The 21,002-nt window shown below is 59.9% G+C and carries 13 protein-coding genes; 6 read left to right on the top strand and 7 right to left on the bottom strand.

Annotated elements, in window-relative coordinates:
- Window positions 1-29: 29 nt before the first annotated feature.
- Window positions 30-491 (top strand): cache domain-containing protein, encoded by a 462-nt coding sequence (locus tag GTP58_RS27170; RefSeq protein ID WP_072784821.1) that lies wholly within the window; start codon window positions 30-32, stop codon window positions 489-491.
- A gap of 530 nt (window positions 492-1,021) precedes the next feature.
- A complete protein-coding gene (locus GTP58_RS27165) occupies window positions 1,022-3,955 on the top strand; it encodes a TonB-dependent receptor domain-containing protein (protein ID WP_072784823.1) in 2,934 nt (977 codons plus the stop codon).
- Window positions 3,956-4,024: 69 nt separating this feature from the next.
- On the opposite strand, the gene GTP58_RS27160 is transcribed toward GTP58_RS27165, so the two are convergent.
- From GTP58_RS27160 to tkt, 3 genes are all read right to left on the bottom strand, one after another.
- Window positions 4,025-4,897 carry a hypothetical protein gene (locus GTP58_RS27160; RefSeq protein WP_161080133.1) on the bottom strand — a complete coding sequence of 291 codons (873 nt, stop codon included), beginning with the start codon at window positions 4,895-4,897 and terminating at the stop codon, window positions 4,025-4,027.
- Window positions 4,898-5,173: 276 nt separating this feature from the next.
- On the bottom strand, window positions 5,174-6,184 hold the full coding sequence (gap, locus tag GTP58_RS27155; protein ID WP_161080132.1) for a type I glyceraldehyde-3-phosphate dehydrogenase: 1,011 nt from the start codon (window positions 6,182-6,184) through the stop codon (window positions 5,174-5,176).
- A gap of 48 nt (window positions 6,185-6,232) precedes the next feature.
- Complete coding sequence (tkt, locus tag GTP58_RS27150) at window positions 6,233-8,227, bottom strand: transketolase (protein ID WP_161080131.1); 1,995 nt, start codon at window positions 8,225-8,227, stop codon at window positions 6,233-6,235.
- A gap of 143 nt (window positions 8,228-8,370) precedes the next feature.
- Between tkt and GTP58_RS27145 the strand changes: the two genes are divergently transcribed.
- Window positions 8,371-9,096 (top strand): 16S rRNA (uracil(1498)-N(3))-methyltransferase, encoded by a 726-nt coding sequence (locus GTP58_RS27145; protein WP_161080130.1) that lies wholly within the window; start codon window positions 8,371-8,373, stop codon window positions 9,094-9,096.
- Window positions 9,097-9,161: 65 nt separating this feature from the next.
- Here GTP58_RS27145 and GTP58_RS27140 read toward each other — a convergent pair whose 3' ends face one another.
- Window positions 9,162-12,122 carry a TonB-dependent receptor domain-containing protein gene (locus GTP58_RS27140; RefSeq protein ID WP_161080129.1) on the bottom strand — a complete coding sequence of 987 codons (2,961 nt, stop codon included), beginning with the start codon at window positions 12,120-12,122 and terminating at the stop codon, window positions 9,162-9,164.
- Between the two features lie 135 nt (window positions 12,123-12,257).
- On the opposite strand from GTP58_RS27140, the gene GTP58_RS27135 reads away from it, so the two are divergent.
- Together GTP58_RS27135 and GTP58_RS27130 are read left to right on the top strand one after the other, a co-directional pair.
- The gene (locus tag GTP58_RS27135) at window positions 12,258-12,575 is read left to right on the top strand and encodes a hypothetical protein (protein WP_161080128.1); all 318 of its coding nucleotides are present in this window, start codon (window positions 12,258-12,260) and stop codon (window positions 12,573-12,575) included.
- A gap of 450 nt (window positions 12,576-13,025) precedes the next feature.
- On the top strand, window positions 13,026-14,663 hold the full coding sequence (locus GTP58_RS27130) for an NAD(P)/FAD-dependent oxidoreductase (RefSeq protein ID WP_161080127.1): 1,638 nt from the start codon (window positions 13,026-13,028) through the stop codon (window positions 14,661-14,663).
- Here the strand turns inward: GTP58_RS27130 and GTP58_RS27125 are convergent.
- Entirely contained in the window at window positions 14,660-16,027 is a 1,368-nt protein-coding gene (locus tag GTP58_RS27125) for a GAF domain-containing sensor histidine kinase (RefSeq protein WP_202413878.1), read from the bottom strand. The genes GTP58_RS27130 and GTP58_RS27125 overlap by 4 nt on opposite strands.
- A gap of 315 nt (window positions 16,028-16,342) precedes the next feature.
- Here GTP58_RS27125 and GTP58_RS27120 point away from each other — a divergent pair, with 315 nt between their 5' ends.
- A complete protein-coding gene (locus GTP58_RS27120) occupies window positions 16,343-19,033 on the top strand; it encodes a TonB-dependent receptor (RefSeq protein ID WP_161080125.1) in 2,691 nt (896 codons plus the stop codon).
- A gap of 60 nt (window positions 19,034-19,093) precedes the next feature.
- Here GTP58_RS27120 and corA read toward each other — a convergent pair whose 3' ends face one another.
- Together corA and GTP58_RS27110 are read right to left on the bottom strand one after the other, a co-directional pair.
- Window positions 19,094-20,062, bottom strand: coding sequence for a magnesium/cobalt transporter CorA (gene corA / locus GTP58_RS27115; protein WP_161080124.1), 969 nt, complete (start codon window positions 20,060-20,062; stop codon window positions 19,094-19,096).
- Window positions 20,063-20,138: 76 nt separating this feature from the next.
- Window positions 20,139-20,924 (bottom strand): SDR family oxidoreductase, encoded by a 786-nt coding sequence (locus GTP58_RS27110; RefSeq protein ID WP_161080123.1) that lies wholly within the window; start codon window positions 20,922-20,924, stop codon window positions 20,139-20,141.
- Window positions 20,925-21,002 lie beyond the last annotated feature (78 nt).

Below are 21,002 nucleotides of genomic sequence, written 5' to 3'. Positions count from 1 at the left end.
AGCAGTTTCACCACATAAAGGAGATCGATATGAGAGCACTTTTCGGCGCCTCTGCTTTGGCGTTCAGCTGCATGATCCTGTCCGGCCCCGCGCTGGCGGCCGACCGCGGAACTGCGGACGAGGCCGTCGCCATGGTCAAGAAGGCGGTGGCCATGGTCAAGTCGGACGGCAAGGAGAAGACCTTCGCCGCCATCTCGGACCCGGCCAACCCCACCTTCCATGACCGCGACCTGTATATATATGTGTATGACCTGAATGGCGTGGCTTTAGCGCACGGTAATAATCCCAAAATGGTCGGCAAGCCTTTAATCGGTTTAAAAGATAATGAAGGCAAGGCCATGATTAAGGAAATGGTGGATACCGCTAAAAATAAAGGAAAGGGCTGGGTCGATTTTAAATGGCCTAATCCAGTTACTAAAGCGGTTGAATCCAAATCGGGTTATGTCGAACGTGTCGATGACTTCCTGATCGGTTCCGGCATTTACAAGTAAGCATCTGCGCCCGCCCCCGCCTGGTCCGTCCGGACCGGGCCTTCCCCCTGTGTTTACACTGCCCTACGCTGGTGCAGTCCCGAGTAAAATACGACGATTTTTAGCATAAACCCGCTAAAAATTAGCAGTTCACCGTATTTCACATGGGTTATATCCGACATTTTTTAAGAATCGCCCTTACGTAATTCGCGTAGGTTTTTCCCGCCCTGTCCCCTGCCCCAATGCGCTGAATACGTCTATACAGGTCGGTGCGGCCAGCGCACTATTTCAGGGTTCAATCAGATAAGGCATTTCCCGGTTATTACGGGGCTTGATTAACTTCGCCTGAGTTAATCCAGGTTTATTTCCACATGCCAAATCGAAACAATTTGTTACAACGGTGGTACTGTTGCTTTTTTGCGAATAGCTGCTTTTTTACGGCCTTTTACGTTTACAACATGCCTGCGAACTCGTTAAAGTTGACCAGTTAAACTTAAACTTTAACAAAAAAATAACGGAGAGTTGTTTCAATACACCTAAGGAGTTCCGCAATGATGAAGGAAACAGTGTTGTCCCGTTCCGTACGCATGATCTGCGTAGTCGGCATGGCGATGAGCGCACAAGCAGCATTTGCCCAGGAAGCTGCACCGGCGGAAGCCGTACAGAAAGTCCAGATTACCGGTTCGCGCATTGCCTCGCCAGGCGCCGAATCGCCATCGCCGCTGCAGATTCTGAGCTCGGCTGACATCGCCGCCTCCGGCGCCGTCAACCTGCAAGATCTGCTGCAGAAAAACCCGACCATGGGTACCCCAAGCCTGAGCCGTACCAACTCGAACTTCCTGACTTCGGGTGGCGGTGTATCGACCGTCAACCTGCGTAACCTGGGTGACTCGCGTACCCTGGTGCTGGTCAATGGCCGTCGCTTTGTGTCTGGCGTGCCAGGCAGCAGCGCAGTCGACCTGAACACCATTCCAACCGACTTCATCGAACGCGTTGAACTGCTGACCGGTGGCGCCTCCGCAACCTACGGTTCGGACGCGGTGGCCGGTGTGGTCAACATCATCCTGAAGAAAAACTTCGAAGGCGTGCTGCTGGATGCCCAGGGCGGCCGCAGCAGCGAAGGCGACGACAACAAGCGCAAGATCGCGCTGACCTTCGGCACCAGCAGCGCCGACGGCGCCAGCAACATCATGGGCCACTTCGGCTACTCGAAGCAGGGTCCGGTGTTCTCGCGCGACCGCGATGCTTCGGCGCTCGACCAGACTTCGGCCATCGTCAAAGGCCGTCCTGACCTGGCCTTCGTGGCCAAGAGCCCGAACTACTCGGGCTACGCGCCACAAGGCCACTTCTACAGCGACGCGAGCGACTTTACCTACGATAAGAACGGTAACGTCATTCCTTGGAACCAAAACGGCACCAACGGCGGCGCCGCGACCGGTTACAACCGCTCGGCCCTGCGTACCATCGCTGTCCCGACCGAACGCTATCTGTTCTCGCTGAACGGTACCCGCGCGCTGAACGAAAACCACAGCGCCTTCTTTGAAGGTACTTACGCGCAGACCAAGGTCTCGACCAATATCGAGTCCTTCCCGCTGGGTTCGGACCAGATCTACAAAGGTACGGGCGGCCAGGTGCCTGCAGGCGCCATCGTCAACGGCAAGCTGGTGAAAAACCCGCTGGTGCCGCAATACCTGTGGGACCGCATCAGCGACAACGACGGCGACGGTATTCCTGACTATTTCTTCACCCGCCGCCTGTCGGAATTCGGCCCACGCCACTCTGACGCGGACCGCAGCACCTTCCGTCTGGCCACCGGCCTGAAAGGCACGCTGCCATTCACCAAAGAATGGAACTACGAGACCTACATCTCGTACGGCAAAACCAAGGAAGCGCAAAGCTCGACCGGCCAGGTCAACATTCCTAACCTGCGCTACGCGCTGGATGCCGTGCCTGACGCCAGTGGCAAACCAGTCTGCCGTGACGCCAACGCCGCAGCAGAAGGTTGCGTACCAATCAACATCTTTGGCTACAACACCATCTCGCCCGATGCACTGAAATACGTGACCGCACCTGGCTCGCTGCAAACTGCCGTGACCCAGAAGCTGGCCGGCGCTTCGATCAACGGTGAGCTGTTCGACCTGCCAGCCGGTAAAGTTGGCCTGGCTGCCGGTTTCGAATGGCGCAGCGAAGATTCGAGCTCCATCCCTGACCCGCTGACCCAGGCTGGCCTGAACGCTGGTAACGCGATTCCACCAACCTTCGGTAACTTCACCGTCCGTGAAGCGTTCGTTGAAACCCGCGTGCCTATCCTGAAGGATAAGCCGTTCGCCAAGGAACTGAGCTTCCTGGGTACCTTCCGCCATGGCGACTACTCGACCGTCGGTAGCACCAACAGCTGGAATGCTGGTGGTGAGTGGGCGGTGACCTCGGACTTCAAGATCCGCGGTACCCGTGCCCAGTCGACCCGTGCGCCGAACATCAACGAGCTGTACACCGCACCTAGCCAGGACTTCCCAACTGGCCTGGTCGACCCATGCGAAGGCGTGTCGTCGTCGGCCACTTCGGCCCTGGCCACCAACTGCAAAGCCGCACCAGGCGTCGCAGCAAATATGGCAGCCCACGGCGGCGTCTTCACGCTGGGCCAAGCGGATCAGCAAGGTATTAGCGGCTACAACAGCGGCAACCCGGGCCTGAAGGCAGAAAAAGGCCGTTCGACGACCATTGGTTTCGTTGTCACCCCACGTTCGATCCCGGTATTGAGCAAGTTCACCTTCACGGCGGACTACTTCAACATCAAGATTTCGGACGCCATCGTGTCGACCGACCGTCAGTATGCTCTGGACCAGTGCTACAACCAGAACAATCAGACCTTCTGCAAATTCATCACCCGCCGTCCTGCGCAAACGGGTAACCTGAGCGCCGGTTCTATCCAGTACAGCAACACCGCCGTCACCAACAGCGGTGGCACCGGCACCGAAGGTCTGGACTTGACCGCGTCGTGGGCTGACCGCGTCGGCCCTGGCCGTCTGAGCGCCCAGCTGTCGTACACCTATCTGCGTGAACTGTGGAACAAAGCCACGCCTGACGCAGAGCGCAATAACGACGTTGGCGAAGTCACCTCGGCGCAGATCAACGCGCCACGCAGCAAGGCTGTGCTGAACACCGCCTACAAATGGGGTAGCTTCGGCGCCACCTGGACCGCAACCTACACCGGCCCAGTGGCACTGGATGACCAGTTCCTGAAGAGCCTGAGCATTGCACCAGGCAGCGTGGGTGTTGGTTCCCGTACCTACAACGATTTCCAATTCACCTATGACGTGAAGAAATCGGTACAGGTCTACCTGGGTATCAACAACGCGTTCAACGCCAAAGCGCCACCAATCATCAGTGGTCTGCCAGGCGACACCACCGGTACCGAGACCGACGCATCGACCTACGATCCGATCGGCCGCCGCTACTACCTGGGTCTGCGCGTTTCGCTGTAATCCTATGCCTCCCTGCCCTTCGGGGCAGCGGCAACAGCCTGCCGGGTTTGCGCCCGGCAGGCTTTTTTATTAGCGGCTCACAAACCAGTTGCGGATGCGCGTCGCCAGCGAAGGCCGGCACAGCTGCTCCAGATCAGCGCCGGCACCGTAGTAAAAATAATCGGCAGGCATGCCCAGGTCGCGCAGCAATTGCTGCCGCTGTTCGCTGGTGGCCGGATACCAGTACGCGGTAATGCCCTTCACGCCCATCGCCTGCCATTGCTGCTGATCGAGCGCCCACATCTGCGCTGGCGGACAGCCAGGCGCGTGCTGGGCTGCGTCTATCATATCCGTGCCAAACAGCGCCTTGCGATGCGCCAGATAATGACTGAAGGTGCTGTGTGCCTCCGGCCGCAAACCTAGCTGCCGGTAAAATTCGCTTTGCCGCGCCAGCTGGCGGTTGAACACCTCGCGGTCAGCGGTGCGGGACGACGAACGGAACACATCGTACGCCTGCGACTCAGTCGCCGATTTGAGCTGCCCATCATCATAATACGTGGCGCTCAGGCCGTGGATAGCCACCACCGAGCCCGGCAGCACTGTCTTGCTGAGCGCAGCGGGAAACAGGTAATTGGCGCACGCCGACAGGCAGCGGCCATCCACGATCAGGTGCAGCTTGCGCTGCCGGATCAAGGCGGCAATCTCCATCGCGCTGTTGATGTTGCCGCCGTAGGAGTCGATCATCACGGTATCGATCTGCGGGTCATGGGCCTGGGCTTGCTGAAACATGGCCGCCATATTGGCATCGATGCTGCCCACCAGCAGGATGTGCCGGGTTCCCGGTGGCTGCACCACCACGTTGAAACTCGGATGGCGGGCAATCTGGCGGAATTGCGCCGGCGTGCTGAGCGGCGCCTGCACCGGCAGCGGCGCCGAGGTAGCCAGCACTAAGCCGGTGATCATCAGAAGATTCATGGAATGAAATTGTGTTATTTGCAATTGACAATATAGCACTCTCCCTGCCATCGCGTGAGATGGAGTTTCCATAGGACCCATCGCGATAAATATTGCGCTCTTCTTAACTGAGGTGCAAGACAGGCAAAAGAACGCGCGGACGACTTCACAATTGCTTGCCTGGTTGGCTGGCGTCCACACAAGCGGACTTAAAAAAAAACCCTCGCTGCGGCCAGTACTGCAAGTACTGGCACGCGCGAGGGTTGGGCGCAATGACGCCGGGAATTACTTGGCGTTCATCAGTGCCACGGTGGTGTCCAGCATGCGGTTCGAGAAGCCCCACTCGTTGTCATACCACGACGATACTTTGACCAGGCGGCCCGACACTTTGGTCAGGGTAGCGTCAAAGTTCGACGAAGCCGGGTTGTGGTTGAAGTCGACCGACACCAGCGGTTCGGTCTGGTAGGTCAGCACGCCTTGCAGCGGGCCTTCGGCAGCAGCTTTCATCAGCGCGTTGACTTCGTCCACGGTGGTGTCGCGCTTGGCGATGAACGACAGGTCAACGATCGATACGTTGATGGTCGGCACGCGGATTGCGTAGCCGTCCAGCTTGCCGTTCAGCTCTGGCAGCACCAGGCCGACCGCGGCAGCAGCGCCGGTCTTGGTCGGGATCATCGACTGGGTGGCCGAACGGGCGCGGCGCAGGTCTTCATGCATGACGTCGGTCAGCACCTGGTCGTTGGTGTAAGCGTGCACGGTGGTCATCAGACCGTTTTCCAGGCCGATCGCATCGTTGAGCGGCTTGACCAGCGGGGCCAGGCAGTTGGTGGTGCACGACGCGTTCGAGATCACGGTGTCCGACGCTTTCAGCACGCCGTGGTTGACGCCGTAGACGATGGTCGCGTCCACATCTTTGCCGCCTGGGGCCGAGATGATGACTTTCTTGGCGCCGCCTTTCAGGTGGGCCGAGGCTTTTTCCTTGGTGGTGAAGAAGCCGGTGCACTCCAGCACCACGTCCACGCCCAGGTCGCCCCATGGAATTTCAGCCGGGTTGCGCTGCGCGAACACGCGGATCACATCGCCGTTCACGATCATGTTGTCGCCGTCGACTTCCACGGTGCCAGGGAACTTGCCATGGGCGGTGTCGTAGCGGGTCAGGTGGGCGTTCGATTTGGCATCGCCCAGATCGTTGATTGCCACGATCTGGATGTCTTGTTTCTTGCCGCCTTCGTAGAAAGCGCGCAGCACATTACGGCCGATACGGCCATAGCCATTGATTGCAACTTTGATCGTCATACTTTGCTCCTGATTAAAAATATAGGTAATGCAACAAGCAATTATAGATTAAGCAATGACAGATTTGACTTTCGCCACCACGTTTTCTACCGTGAAGCCGAAGTGCTTGAACAGCACGCCTGCGGGAGCCGACTCACCGAAGGTATCGATGCCGACCACAGCGCCTTCCAGGCCAACGTACTTGTACCAGAAATCGGTGACGCCAGCTTCGATGGCCACACGTGGTACGCCTTTGGTCAATACCGCCGCCTTGTAAGCAGCGTCCTGACGGTCAAATACATCGGTCGATGGCATCGACACCACACGCGCCACGATGCCTTCCGCGGCCAGCGCCGAGGCGGCAGCCTGGGCCAGTTCGATTTCCGAACCGGTGGCGATCAGCGTGACTTTGGCGTCAGCCGCTTCGCGCAGCACATAGCCGCCGCGCTGGATGTCCGCGATCTGCGCCGCGCTGCGTTCCTGGTACGGCAAGTTCTGGCGCGAGAAGATCAGCGTCGAAGGACCATCCTGGCGCTTGACTGCCGCGCCCCAGGCCACCATCGATTCGGTGGTGTCGCATGGACGCCAGTTGTCCAGGTTAGGAATCAGGCGCAGCGACGAGACGTGCTCGACCGACTGGTGGGTCGGGCCGTCTTCACCGAGGCCGATCGAGTCGTGGGTGAACACGAAGATCGAACGCTGTTTCATCAGCGCGGCCATGCGCAGCGCGTTGCGGCTGTAGTCGGCGAAGGTCAGGAAGGTGGCGCCGAACGGGATGTAGCCGCCGTGCAGGGTGACGCCGTTCATGATCGCCGACATGCCGAACTCGCGCACGCCGTAGTTGATGTGGTTGCCTGGCTGGCCCGAACGCACGGGCACGATTTCCTTCCAGTTGGTCAGGTTGGAGCCGGTCAGGTCGGCCGAGCCGCCCAGGAATTCCGGCAGCACCGGCGCCAGTGCCTGGATGGCGTTCTGGCTGGCCTTGCGGGTGGCGATGTTTTCTTTCTTCTCGACCGTCGAGGCGATGCCGGCGGCCAGCGCCGCATCGAAATTGCCTGGCAGGTCGCCGGCCATGCGGCGGCTCAGTTCAGCGGCTTCAGCCGGGAACTTGGCGCTGTATTCCGCGAATTTGGCGGCCCAGTCGGCTTCCAGCTTGGCGCCGTTGGCTTTGCCATCCCATGCGCTGTAGATGTCTGCCGGGATTTCAAATGGGGCGGCGCTCCAGCCGATGTATTCGCGCACAGCAGCGACTTCTTTTTCGCCCAGTGCGGCGCCGTGCACCTTGTCGCCGCCTTGCAGGTTAGGCGAGCCTTTGCCGATCACGGTTTTGCAGCAGATCAGGGTCGGCTTGCCGGCCTGCTTGGCGGCCGCGATGGCAGCCGAGACAGCAGCAACGTCGTGACCGTCAACCGCGCGGATCACGTTCCAGCCATAGGCTTCGAAACGGGCCGGGGTGTCGTCGGTGAACCAGCCTTCGACTTTACCGTCGATCGAGATGCCGTTGTCGTCGTACAGCGCGATGAGTTTTTTCAGGCCCAGGGTGCCGGCCAGCGCGCACGCTTCGTGCGAGATGCCTTCCATCAGGCAGCCGTCGCCGACGAAGGCGTAGGTGTAGTGATCGACCACGTCCAGGCCTGGCTTGTTGAATTCGCTCGCGAGCAGCCATTCAGCCAGCGCCATGCCGACCGCGTTGGCGATACCCTGGCCCAGCGGACCGGTGGTGGTTTCCACGCCCGGGGTGTAACCGACTTCCGGGTGGCCCGGGGTCTTCGAATGCATCTGGCGGAAGGCCTTGATGTCATCCATGCTCACCGCATAGCCGCTCAGGTGCAGCAGCGCATAGTGCAGCATGGAGCCGTGGCCGTTCGACAGCAGGAAGCGGTCGCGGTTCACCCATTTCGGATTGGCCGGGTTGTGGCTGTAATGGCCACTCCACAGTGCCACTGCGATTTCAGCCATGCCCATCGGCATGCCTGGGTGGCCGGAGTTGGCCTTCTGGACGGCGTCCATTGCCAGCGCGCGGATCGCGTTAGCCATTTGGGTGTGTGGGAGCGTAGAAGTCATCGTTGATATCACGAAAGTATGGAAACTGGGCACAAGGGGCGCTGGTGCTGGCACGCGCTCGACGCTTGCTGAGCCCATTATTTTACCAGACGATGACATCCACCATTTAAAATTGCGGCTCTAACCTGACCGGATACCACGCCATGCCCCGCTTTTTCTGCCCCCAGCCCCTGGCGATCGGCCAGCTTGTCGCCCTGCCCGAGGCCGTTGCCCATCACATCCAGGTGCTGCGACTGGCGCCGGGCGACCTGATCACCCTGTTTAATGGCGACGGCGGCGAGTACGCGGCGGCGCTGACCGACATTGCGCGCCGCAGCGCCAACGCCGAAATCAAGGCGCATACGCCGCGCGAGGCCGAGTTGCCGTTTGCCGTCACCCTGGCCCAGGCCCTGCCCGAAGGCAGCAAGATGGAGTGGATTATCGAAAAAGCCATCGAACTGGGCGTGTCCAGCTTCCAGCCGCTGGCGGCGCAGCGCTGCGTGGTCAGGCTATCGGCCGAGCGCGCGGAAAAGAAGCTGGACCACTGGCGCGGCATCATCGTCTCGGCGTCCGAACAGAGCGGCCGCAACCGCCTGGCCCAGCTGGCGCCGCCGCAGGACTACAAGCAGTGGATCACCCAGCAGGACCTGCACCGGCGCATCATCCTGACCCCGCGCGCCGAACAGTCGCTGGCCGACTGGGCGCGCCACCAGCCGCCGCAGGCGGTCACGCTGGTGGTCGGGCCGGAAGGCGGTCTCAGCGACCAGGAAGAAGCGCTGGCGATCCGCCACGGCGCCCTGCCGCTGGCCATGGGGCCGCGCATCCTGCGCACCGAGACCGCCGCGCTGGCCGCGGTCGCCATATTAAGTGCGGCCTGGGGCGGCCTCTAATATATAAGCACCAATAAAAAAACCCCTCTTGCGAGGGGTTTTTAGTTTCTATGCAACGCTGAAGCTTAGAACTTCACGTTTGCACCGAAGGTGACATAACGACCGATGGCATCGTAGGTCTGCGGGAAGGTGTTACCACTGTCAACCGACGTGGTGCTGACGTTGGCGCCAACGATAGGTGGTTTCTTGTTAGCCACGTTGTTGACGCTCAGGCTCAGACGCACGTTCTTCGAGTAGTTGTACACACCGGACAGGTCCACATAGTTGTAGGCCTTGATGTGCGTGAACTGATCCAGGAAGGTCGGTGCCGCGCCAGCTTTAGGGAACTGCGCCAGCGGTTCGATGTCGACCGCGCTGGTGTAACGCCAGTTGTAGCCCAGAGCGAACTGACCAACGTTCCAGGTGGTGCGCTGGTTGAACTTGCGCTTGAACACTGGAGCATTTGCCACGTTGCCGCAAGCGACAGAGTAGTAGCCCAGGCAGTCGCGGTTGATCGAGGTCGGGGTGCCCTGGAAGGTGAAGCGCTGTACCTGGGTGTAGTTCAGGCCAAGGTCGAAGTTGCCGAACTTAGGATCCAGGTTCAGCGTCTTAGCCTGCAGCTTGTATTGCACGCCCAGGTCGATACCGGAGGTTTCTTGCGAACCGGCGTTCGACAGCGGGGTTTGTACGCCCTTCGAGCCCACACCGTTGAAGCCGCCCGTTGCTGGGTCGCGGCCGACAATCGCGCAGTAGTCGTTCATGACGTAGGTTGGGTTGTTTTTGTAGCAACCGTCAATCACGTCCGACACGCTCAGGCTCGACACCGCCTTGGTGATCTTGATCTGGTACCAGTCCAGGCTCACCGCCAGCTTAGGAATCGGCTCCCACACCAGACCCAGGGTCTTGGTTTTGGCTTGTTCAGGGCCCAGGTTAGGATTGCCGCCGGTCAGATTGTTGATCTGGCCCGAGGATGGCTGCCCCAGCGAACCGATGGTCGCTTCTGGCACACCGGTCAGGCGGCACAGGTTCGACAGGGTACCCGCCTTGTTGGCATCCGCCTTGTTGGCCTGGGCTGGGTTTTTGTCATCCTTGCCGCAAGGGTCAACCGCCAGATTCGACAGGTTGGTCACCTGTGGCGCAAACAGTTCGTTGACGTTTGGTGCACGGGTGGCTTTTTGTACCATGCCGCGGAAGCGGATCGACTTGACCGGTTCCCATTCGCCGCCAACTTTCCAGCTGCTGTAGTTCTGCGAACCGTTCGAGCCCGATTTGAACTCGGTTTCGCGGTAGCCCAGGTCAGCATTCAGGGCGCGGATAAACGGCTTGTCCTTGACCAGCGGGATCTGGGTTTCGATGGCCAGTTCGCGCAGCGTGAATTTACCGTTACGGTCTGGAGTCGGTGCGCCCGAACCCAGCACTTCACCCTGGATCTGGGTGGCCGCGTCGGACTGGTTGCCGGCTTCCACTTTGCGCTCTTCAGCGGTAATTGCCATCGCAATCGGCGCGCCTGCCCATGGGCTGACAAACTTGTTACCGAAGTCACCCGAGAAGTTGATCGAGGCCACGTCCTGCTGCACGTGCTGCATCGAGATCGCGCTCGAGTTGATGAAGGCCAGCTGTTCTGGCGTAATCGAGCCGGCGGCACCGAACACGTTCAGTGGTACGCACTTGTTGGCGGTGTTGACGCAAGTGGTGGTGTTCAGGGCATTCAGCGCCTGGTTCACTTTCGACAGCGAACCCCAGTTCTGCTTCAGCTGAACCTGGTCCGACACGCCACGGGTCCACGATGCATCGTAGGTCCAGTCCCAGGCCACATCGCCTTTGACACCCAGGGTGTATTGCAGGGTCTTGTTGTCGAAGGCATTGATACGTGGGCCCAGCTCAACAAAACGGCGACCGATGGTCATCGGAACGATGGTGGTGCCGCCGACCACGCAGTCTGCCGCAGCGATACCGCGCTGGTCGCAGATCTGTTGACGCGCTGCTGCCGGAATGTACGGGTTACCGATCGGCACGTTGTAGGAGTTCTGGAAGGTGCCCGACTCCGCCAGCGTCGACGCCACTTTGCTGGTGGTGTAGAACACTTCGCTGTACACGTCAGCGTAATCGTTGACCTTGTAGTTGGCCATCGCGGTTGCCTGGGTACGGTCCAGACCGGTCTGGTAGTAGTTCAGCGGATTGGTGTTATATGGCACCGATGGGGTGAACAGTTTGCCGGTGGTCGGATCGATCTGGTAAGTACCATCCAGGCCGCCCTTGGCGCCTTTCACCGGGCTGATGATGAAGGTCGACGGAATACCGGTATCGGAACCGGTGGCCTTGCCGCTCACCGAGCTCAGGCTGACTTTACCGTAGTCGCGCGAACCCTGGGTTACCGCATCAACCGAGGTCTTGCCGACGCTCAGTACCACATTGCCGCGGCCGTCGTCCAGGTTGGCGCCCCAGGTCAGGTCGGTACGCTTGCGCTTGCCGTCATGCTGATCAGCGGTGCCGCCGTAGGAGGTCGAAATATCCAGACCCTGGAAGTTTTTCTTCAGATTAAAGTTGACCACGCCGGCCACTGCGTCCGCGCCGTAGGCCACCGATGCGCCACCGGTCAGCAGGTCAACGCGGCTCAGCAGCGCGATTGGAATGGCGTTGGTGTCGACCGTGCCGTTCAGGTTGAACGGCACCATGCGGCGGCCGTTAATCAGCACCAGGGTACGGTTTGCGCCCAGACCACGCAGGTCGATGGTAGCGCCACCGCCGGTACCATTGTTGGTGCCAGGGCCGATCGATGGCACGGCCGCTGGCAGTGCCTTGACGAATTCCTCAACAGCGACAGGCTGGGACTGTTTGATTTCTTCCGCACTGATCGACGAGATCGGGCTGGTCGAAGTCGTACCTGGGGTGGTAATGCGGGTACCGGTCACTTGCACCGATTCAATCTTCTGCTGCGGTGCCGCGTCCTGTGCAATAGCGTTGTGCATCATTGCGGTCATGCCCACCAGCATCGAGCTGGCGAACACAGTACGCAAGGTACGCGACATCATTTTCTCTTGAATCATTGTAAAACTCCCATTATTAAACTCCCCGGTTGGAGGAGAAACCTAAACCATCAAAAGGCCATGTTTTATTTAAAAAAACCGGCATATTGCGTGGCCAGCCCTAAGGATTCTTTTAACCTGTGATGGATATTAACCATGGGGCTGAACCGCCCTGGGTCGATTATCAACGGTGCTGAATCTCACTTATTAAACCTGACAAAATGGTTATTTGCAGGTGCAGTGCATGAAACCATTGGGCCGCCAAAACTGTCAACAACGGGGGAGCAATGTTTCGTGAAAACAACGGAACGTAAGCAGCGCAACAATGCAAGAACTTTACGCAATTTTCTTTTGCTGCACTGCAAGGTATTTCATTGCACATCTACCAACCCGAGATGTAACAATACTTTTGTTTATGTAAATCGACGTAAATCAAAATTAAATATTGATAATCAAGGTAATTATTTGCATTGATATTGCCGACATTCAATTGAATTTTACTTAATATTTGTGCAGCGCAATGCACCTTGTGTATCATTGTTGTTACAAAACTGCGCTTGACTGTCATGGGCATGTCAAAATGGTTATAGCAACGTTTATTACCCAAAAGCATTATCGTTGTTTTCCCGCAACGCCCGTTTTAGGTGCATCCGCCCGAAATTGGTGCATATCGAGGTGCATTTTTAACTTTATTAATGAAGTATGTTTTATCGGATTATCTGATTTAAATATAAAATAAACCCCACATAATCCAGATTAATAATCCCGGCATTATCTTTAAAAAATCAATTCATGAACCAATTCAGGGATTAGACCGCACCCCGCCTGAGCAGGTAAAATAACGCCTGCGGCCGCTGTCCGAGGGGACTGGCCGCGACGCTCTCCGCTAGCTACGGAGCCCTATCACCTGCCGGAACACTCACCATGCTGAGACTGAATGAACTCAAGCTTCCGTTGGACCATACGGAAGAACAACTGCCGCCCGCCATCATTGCGCGCCTGGGCATCACGGCCGACGACCTGCTCGGCTTTACCGTGTATAAACGCAGTTACGACGCCCGCAAAAAGTCGGCGATCGTCCTGATCTACTCGCTGGATATCGCGCTCAGGGACGAAGCCGCTGTACTGCAGCGTCATCACAACGACGTGCACATCATGCCGTCGCCGGACACCGCCTATAAATTCGTTGCCGACGGCAAGGCGCTGGCCGCCCACCCGGACTTCCAGCGCCCGGTGGTGATCGGCATCGGCCCGTGCGGCCTGCTGGCCGCGCTGATCCTGGCGCAGATGGGCCTGCGCCCTATCATTGTCGAGCGCGGCAAGGTGGTGCGTGAGCGTACTGTCGATACCTTCGGTTTCTGGCGCCAGCGCAAGCTGAATCCGGAATCGAACGTGCAGTTTGGCGAAGGCGGCGCCGGCACCTTCTCGGACGGCAAGCTGTACAGCCAGATCAAGGACCCGAAACACTACGGCCGCAAGGTGCTGACCGAGTTCGTCAAGGCCGGGGCGCCGGAAGAGATCATTTATGTGAGCAAGCCCCACATCGGCACCTTCCGCCTGGTCAAGATGGTGGAATCGATGCGTGAAACCATCGAGGCGCTGGGCGGCGAATACCGCTTCGAGAGCAAAGTCACCGACATCGATGTGGCAGAAACCGCCAACGGCCGCCAGATCCGTGGCATCACGCTGGAGAGCGGCGAGCAGATCGTCACCAATCACGTGGTCCTGGCCATCGGCCACAGCGCACGCGACACCTTCGAGATGCTGTACGAGCGCGGCGTGTATATCGAGGCCAAGCCGTTCTCGATCGGCTTCCGCGTTGAACACCCGCAATCGCTGATCGACGCCTGCCGCTTCGGTCCCAGCGCCGGCCACCCGATCCTGGGCGCGGCCGACTACAAGCTGGTGCACCACGCGTCCAATGGCCGCGCCGTGTACAGCTTCTGCATGTGCCCGGGCGGCACGGTGGTGGCGGCGGCGTCCGAACCGGGCCGCGTGGTCACCAATGGCATGAGCCAGTACTCGCGTAACGAGCGCAACGCCAACAGCGCGATTGTGGTCAGCATTTCACCGGAAGTCGATTATCCGGGCCATCCGCTGGCCGGCATCGCCCTGCAGCGCGACCTCGAAGAGCAAGCCTTCAAGCTAGGCGGCGGCACCTACAATGCGCCAGGCCAGCTGATGGGGGATTTTGTGGCCGGCCGCGCGTCCACCGAGTTCGGCGCCGTGGTGCCGTCGTACAAACCGGGCATCACGCTGACCGACCTGGCGCAGATCCTGCCGGAGTACGCCGTGACCGCGCTGCGCGAAGCCTTCCCAGCGTTCGACAAGCAGATCAAGGGCTACTTCAAGCATGACGCCGTGCTGACGGGCCTGGAGACTCGCACCTCGTCGCCGATCCGCATCAAGCGCCGTGACGATACGCTGCAAAGCCTGAACACGCTGGGTCTGTTCCCGGCCGGCGAAGGCGCGGGCTATGCGGGCGGCATCCTGTCCGCCGGCGTGGATGGCATCAAGGTGGCGGAAGCTGTGGCGCTGTCGATGGCCGCGCAACAAGCCTAAGTCTTGGCACTCCGGACCGGCAGCCGCAGCCTGATGCGGCAGCCGGCGCCCGGCGTCCCTGGCGCCACCGCCACCTGCCCGCCCATCTGGTGCACAATCGTGTACACGATGTGCATGCCGAGCCCGGAACCGCCCTGCCCGCGCTTGGTGGTGAAGAAGGGTTCAAACAGGCGCTCGCGCACTTCCTGCGTCAGGCCGATACCGTCATCGGCAAACTCCAGCAGCAGCCAGTAGGCGCCGCCTTCCAGCGCCATGTGCGCGGCCAGCGTCACCTTGCCCGGACCACCATCGGGATAGCCATGCTTGGCCGCGTTCATGAGCAGGTTCGACAACACCTGCGACCAGCGCCCCGTGTCCAGCCGAGTGCGCAGATCGGCGGCGATATCGACCTCCACTGTAATGCCCACCTTGCGCAACTCCGGTCCATGGGCCGACACCACGCTCAGCGCATGCTCGCGCAGCCGCACCTCCGATTCATGCTGGCTGCCCTGGTCGACTGCCAACTGCTTGAAGTTGCCGATCAGGTCGGCCGCGCGCGCCAGATTGCGCTCAATGAGCTGGGCGCCTTCGCGCAAGCGCTGCACCGTCACCAGCAGTTCGGAACGGCTGACGCGCTCGCCGCTGACGCATTTGAATAAATCCTCGGCATAGCTGGTCATGGTGGACGCGGCCGTGACCGCCACGCCGATCGGCGTATTGACCTCATGCGCCACACCCGCCACCAGCGTTCCCAGCGCCACCATTTTTTCCTGCTCCACCAGTGTCGCCTGGGCTGCCAGCAGCGCCTCGGTGCGGCGCTGCACCTTGGCTTCCAGCTGCTGCTCGCGCTCCTGGTGCTGCAACTCGGCGGCACAGCGCGCCGCGAAAATCGACAGCAGCGACAGCGCCAGCAGGCGCTTGTCCTCGGAAATCGGTTTGGTGTCGATGGCAGACAGGATGCCCAGCGTTTTGCCTTCCGTATCGATCATGGGCATGCCGATATAGCTTTCCGCCTTCATATCGACCAGCAGCGTGTCTTCCGGGTAATCGGCCTGGATGCCGCTGGCGTGGAAGCACATGCACTGGTCGGTCACGTCCTGGCACGGCGTATGGCGCAGGCTGTATTCCATATTCGGCAAATAGTCCTGGCCGGCCCATACGGCCAGCGTGCGGATGCCCTCATCGCCGTCGTCCATGGTGATGACGCGGCCGGCAATGACGTAGGTGACATCCAGCGCATGCGCCAGATCGCGCACCAGGATGCGCAGGAAGTCGTCGCCACGGGCACGCGAGGTTGACGTCGTAATCGACCGCAGCGCAGCCTCAGCCAGCGCCCGCCCATCGGCCGCATCGAACAGCGGCACCGCCTCTTCTAGCTCGCTCATTGCCTGACTCCCCATCGCTAAGTCAGGTTAATTGTATCGTTATTTATCCGCGTAAACATGGTTTTATATTTCGCCCTGCGCTAGCACGTTCCCGCTATAAATATCCAAATACTTTGTATTTTTGTGTAAAAAAGTCGTTATTTTTGGGAAAAACCGCAGGAAGTGTTGTTTATTTCAAAGCTGTTACAGAAGCACAATTGACCGTGTGCGACGGCGAGTGGTCTGATGACTCGCCTGAATAATTTCAGTGATGGATTATTCATAGTGTAAGTTTCAATAACAAAGAAGCAAGAAACACCCCCAAGGAGTTGATCAATGATGATGGAAACTGTTTTGTCGCGATCGCTGCGTGTGATGTTTGCAAGCGGCGCCGCCCTGATGCTGGCACAACCGGCATTTGCCCAAGACGCGCCGATCCAGCGCGTAGAAATTACCGGTTCGGCAATCAAGCGTATCGACGCTGAGACTGCGGTGCCGGTCACCGTGGTGAAGATGGCTGACCTGAAGAAGGAAGGCATTACCACGATCGAGCAAGTCATGGCCAACCTGAGCGTGTCGCAAGCGGCCCAGGGCACCAGCCAGGTCGTCGGCGCCAGCACCGGCGGCGCCTCGTTTGCCGACCTGCGCGGCATCGGCGCCAACAAGACGCTGGTACTGCTGAACGGCCGTCGCCTGGCGAACAATGCCTACGACAGCTCGGCGCCTGACCTGAACATGATCCCGTTTGCCGCCCTGGAACGCGTGGAAGTACTGCGTGACGGCGCCTCGGCGCTGTACGGTTCGGATGCAGTGGGCGGCGTGATCAACTTCATCACCAAGAAAGACTACCAGGGCGGCACCATCACCGTGGGCGCGGACAATCCGCAGCACGACGGCGGCTTTGCCAACAACTTCAATGCCGGCTACGGCTGGGGCGACCTGGACAAGAACGGTTTCAACATCTTCGCGATGGTGGACCACCAGGAACAGCACCGCATCGGCGGCACCCAGCGTGATTTCAACACCCGCTATGCGGGCGGCCTGTCGGCCTCGACCTTCCCGGCCAACTGGGCGCAAGGCGACCTGGCGGGTAACCCTGCCGGCCCAGGCTGCACCACCGGCAGCCACCTGATCCCAGGCAAAAACGGCCAGTGTCAGATGACCACCTCGTCCTTCGTGGACTACGTGCCGAAGAGCGAGCGCACCACCGGCCTGGTCAAAGCTACCGTCAAGATCAATGAAAACCACGAGCTGGGCATTGAATTCCTGTCGACCCAGAGCAAGGTCCAGAGCGCGATTGCCCCGGTCCCTTACGGCGGCCTGTACATGAATCGCCTGCGTCCGGACGGCACGCCGAATCCTTACTTCCCAACCGCAGCCGGCCTTGATCCAAACTATATGGACGCCGACGGCGCAGCCACGGCCGGCGTCAAGCCTGGCTTCGTCAGCGCACGCTGGCGCGACCTGCCTAACGGCGCCCGTGCTGACGAGAACATCAACAAGCAGCAACGCCTGGTGGTCTCGATGACCGGCGTGCTGGCTGGCTGGGACTACACCGGCGCCGTGACCTACAATGAAAACAAGGTCAAGGAAAACCTGTACGGCTACAGCGACGGCGGCATCATCACCCAGGGCGTGCTGGATGGCGTAATCAATCCGTTTGGCGACCAGAGCGCCGCCGGCACCGCGCTGCTCAACAGCGCCGCACTGAACGGCAACATCCAGAACGCCAAGGGCACCAGCAAGGGCGCTGACCTGAAGCTCAGCCGCGAAGTCGGCGACTGGTTCCAGAACGGCCACCAGGCAGGCCTGGCAGTTGGCGTGCAATACGAGCACCAGGAATTCCGCAGCGCAGCGAATCCTGAATTTGCCGCCAAGGTAATCGCCTCCACCGGTATCGATCCAAACACCCTGAACGAAGGTTCGCGCAACGTCTCGGCCTTCTTCAGCGAACTGAACGTGCCGGTGCTGAAAAACCTGGACGTGACCGCTGCCGTGCGTTACGACAAGTACAGCGACTTCGGCCATACCGCCAATCCGAAACTCGGCTTCCGTTTCCAGCCGGCCAAGGAAGTGCTGTTCCGCGGTTCGTACTCGAAGGGCTTCCGCGCGCCGTCGCTGTATGACATCAACGCTGGCAACGCGTACACCAACGCGGCCGACACCTTGAACGATCCGAAAAACTGCCCGGCCGGCGTACCGCAGCCAGGCAAGCCAGCATCGGCCAACTGCGACCAGCAGTTCCAGGTGCTGAACGGTGGCCAGCAAGGCCTGAGCCCTGAGCGTTCGAAAAACGGTACCGTGGGCGTGGTGTGGGAGCCGATCAACAACCTGTCGGTAAGCGCTGACTGGTGGTCGATCCGCCTGACCCAGCAGATCGGCAGCCTGGCTGACTACGACGTGCTGAACAACCCGGACCTGTTCGCTTCGCACATCATCCGCAACGCCTCGGGCAACCTGGCCGTGGATGGTTCGCAGTGCCCTAACCCGGTCACCTGCGGCTACCTGGACCTGCGCACCCAGAATCTGGGCGACATGAACACCAACGGTGTCGACCTCTCGGCCAACTACCGTCTGCGCACCAAGGACTACGGCAACTTCACCTTCGCCTACAACGGTACCTGGGTACACAAGTATGAGTACCAGAACTTTGCGGGCGACGAGATGCACAACAAGGTGGGCGTGTACTCGGGCGACGGTCCTATCTTCCGCTGGCAAAATACGCTGAACCTGAACTGGAATCAGGGCAAGTTCGGCGCCGGTCTGACGGGTCACTACAAATCGGGCTATGTCGATCAGGTCACCGACAACGATCCAACCCACCACGTGGCGTCGTACACCACGTTCGATGGCTACGGCTCGTGGACCGCAATGCGCGGTCTGACCCTGACCGTTGGCGTGCGCAATCTGTTTGACCGTGAACCGCCGCTGTCGTACCAGTCGGGCCACTTCCAGGCTGGCTATGACCCGCGCTACACCGACCCAACCGGCCGTACTGCTTACGTCCGCGCGACCTACGACTTCTAATCGTTGATCGCCGATTCCCGGCGGCCCTGAGTATGCTCAGGCCGCCGGGATTTTTTTCGTCTACAGCCAGCCGGATTTCTTGAAGCGCCGGTGCAGGTACAGGCACACCGCCACCATCACGCCGACCGCCATCGGGTAGCCATACTTCCAGTCCAGCTCCGGCATGTATTTGAAGTTCATGCCCCACAGGCCCGCAAACGCGGTAACGATCGCGAAGATCGCCGCCCATGCCGCCAGCCGTTTATTCACTTCGCTTTCTTCTATTGCCACCATCGACAGGTTGACCTGCATCGCAGTGGCGATGGTGTCGCGGATGCCGTCCAGCGAGCTGCTGATGCGGTGCAGATGATCGTGCACATCGCGGAAGTAGTCCTGCGTGTCCTGGCACATCGATGGCACGCGGCCACCATGCAAACGTCCCACCGCTTCCATCAGCGGCGACACCACGTGGCGCACCAGCGTGACCTTGCCCTTCAGCTCATACAGGCGCTGGATATTGTCGCGCTGGCGGCCCTGCGTGAAGATCATCTCCTCGATTTTTTCCAGCTCCGTCTCCAGCATATCCAGCACCGGGAAGTAGCGGTCCACCACTGCGTCCATCAGCGCGTACAGCACGAAGGCCGGGCCAAGGCGCAGCATGTGCGGCTCTTTCTCGGCGCGCGCACGCACGCCCAGGAAGCCTTGCTGGCTCTGGCCGTCGCGCGACGACAGCACATAATTCTGGCCGACGAAAATATCGACTTCGCCCACCGCCACTTCACCCTCATGGCATTCAATCGTCTTCACCACCACGAACAGCGAATCGCCATACTCCTCGATCTTCGGGCGCTGGTGGCCGCGGCTGGCGTCTTCCACAGCCAGTTCGTGCAGGCCGAATTCTTCCTGCATCTTGGCCAGTTCTTCAGGCAGGGCGTCGCGCAGCGCCACCCATACAAAGGTTTCCGGTTTCTCGACATACTCGCTGATGTCTTCGACCGGTATGTCAGCCAGTTTCTTGCCATCCTGGTAGGCCACACAATTAATCAGCATACGGTTTCCATCACAAAAAAGCGAAGCCCCTGGCTTCGTCAGCCAAGAGCTTACCTCAAACCGTTGCCGTGCCGGGTTACGCGGCGGTTAAGTAACGCACGCCCGGCTTGTTGCGCGACAGGTTGGCAGCCAGCGCATGGCGCGCCTGCTCCATGCGGTTGAAGTCTTCCAGGTCCGGCAGCGACGGCACTGTCACCAGCTCGCGCTGGTCGAAGCCTGCCAGTGCGGCGTCCACCAGATCTTCCGGCGTCATCACCCACTCGGCAGGCAGGTTCTCGACTGCATGGCCGGCACGGTCCCAGAACGGCGTCGCAATCGCGCCCGGCAGCACGGCCTGCACCTGCACGCCTTTGCCACCCAGCTCATGGTGCAGCGATTGGCTCAGCGCCAGCACAAAGGCTTTGCTGCCGCCGTAGACGCCATTCAGCAGCTCCGGCTTGAGCGCGACAATCGATGCGATGTTGATGATGGCGCCCTCGCCGCGCGCAACCAGGCCGGGTGCCACGGCGCGGGTCAGGCGCGTCAATGCGGTCACGTTCACATTGATCATGGTGTCCAGTTCTTCCGGTGTCGAGTCGATGAGCGGCTTCACCGCACCCAGGCCGGCATTGTTGACCAGCAGGCCGATGCTGCCATCGCTGGCCAGACGCTGCTCGACACGGCGCAGGTCTGCGTTCACGCCCAGATCGGCGGCGATGGTGTCCACCTTGCGGCCCGTGGTCGCCTCCAGTTGGGCCGCCAGTGCGGCCAGCTTGGCGCCATCGCGCGCCACCAGGACCAGGTCATAGCCACGGCGGGCCAGACGGTCTGCATACACTGCGCCTATGCCCGAGGACGCGCCGGTAATCATTGCGGTTGTCATGTTGTCTGCTCCTTTGATTAAGTTGACAGGGCCAGTGTAGAGGCGCAGACTAAGGCCCATGTGACGTAGATACCTCAT

It is taken from the genome of Duganella sp. CY15W (assembly GCF_009857555.1).
Taxonomy (GTDB): Bacteria; Pseudomonadota; Gammaproteobacteria; order Burkholderiales; family Burkholderiaceae_D; genus Rugamonas; species Rugamonas sacchari.
The sequence above is the reverse complement of the archived record's forward strand: the minus strand, read 5'-3'. Positions and strand labels throughout refer to the sequence as shown.

What these genes read in the sequence shown, in the direction of transcription:
- GTP58_RS27170 (WP_072784821.1), top strand. Translation starts at nt 30, where the DNA reads ATGAGAGCACTTTTCGGCGCCTCTGCTTTGGCGTTCAGCTGCATGATC.
- GTP58_RS27165 (WP_072784823.1), top strand. Translation starts at nt 1,022, where the DNA reads ATGATGAAGGAAACAGTGTTGTCCCGTTCCGTACGCATGATCTGCGTA.
- GTP58_RS27160 (WP_161080133.1), bottom strand. Translation starts at nt 4,897, where the DNA reads ATGATCACCGGCTTAGTGCTGGCTACCTCGGCGCCGCTGCCGGTGCAG.
- gap (WP_161080132.1), bottom strand. Translation starts at nt 6,184, where the DNA reads ATGACGATCAAAGTTGCAATCAATGGCTATGGCCGTATCGGCCGTAAT.
- tkt (WP_161080131.1), bottom strand. Translation starts at nt 8,227, where the DNA reads ATGACTTCTACGCTCCCACACACCCAAATGGCTAACGCGATCCGCGCG.
- GTP58_RS27145 (WP_161080130.1), top strand. Translation starts at nt 8,371, where the DNA reads ATGCCCCGCTTTTTCTGCCCCCAGCCCCTGGCGATCGGCCAGCTTGTC.
- GTP58_RS27140 (WP_161080129.1), bottom strand. Translation starts at nt 12,122, where the DNA reads ATGATTCAAGAGAAAATGATGTCGCGTACCTTGCGTACTGTGTTCGCC.
- GTP58_RS27135 (WP_161080128.1), top strand. Translation starts at nt 12,258, where the DNA reads ATGGGGCTGAACCGCCCTGGGTCGATTATCAACGGTGCTGAATCTCAC.
- GTP58_RS27130 (WP_161080127.1), top strand. Translation starts at nt 13,026, where the DNA reads ATGCTGAGACTGAATGAACTCAAGCTTCCGTTGGACCATACGGAAGAA.
- GTP58_RS27125 (WP_202413878.1), bottom strand. Translation starts at nt 16,027, where the DNA reads ATGAGCGAGCTAGAAGAGGCGGTGCCGCTGTTCGATGCGGCCGATGGG.
- GTP58_RS27120 (WP_161080125.1), top strand. Translation starts at nt 16,343, where the DNA reads ATGATGATGGAAACTGTTTTGTCGCGATCGCTGCGTGTGATGTTTGCA.
- corA (WP_161080124.1), bottom strand. Translation starts at nt 20,062, where the DNA reads ATGCTGATTAATTGTGTGGCCTACCAGGATGGCAAGAAACTGGCTGAC.
- GTP58_RS27110 (WP_161080123.1), bottom strand. Translation starts at nt 20,924, where the DNA reads ATGACAACCGCAATGATTACCGGCGCGTCCTCGGGCATAGGCGCAGTG.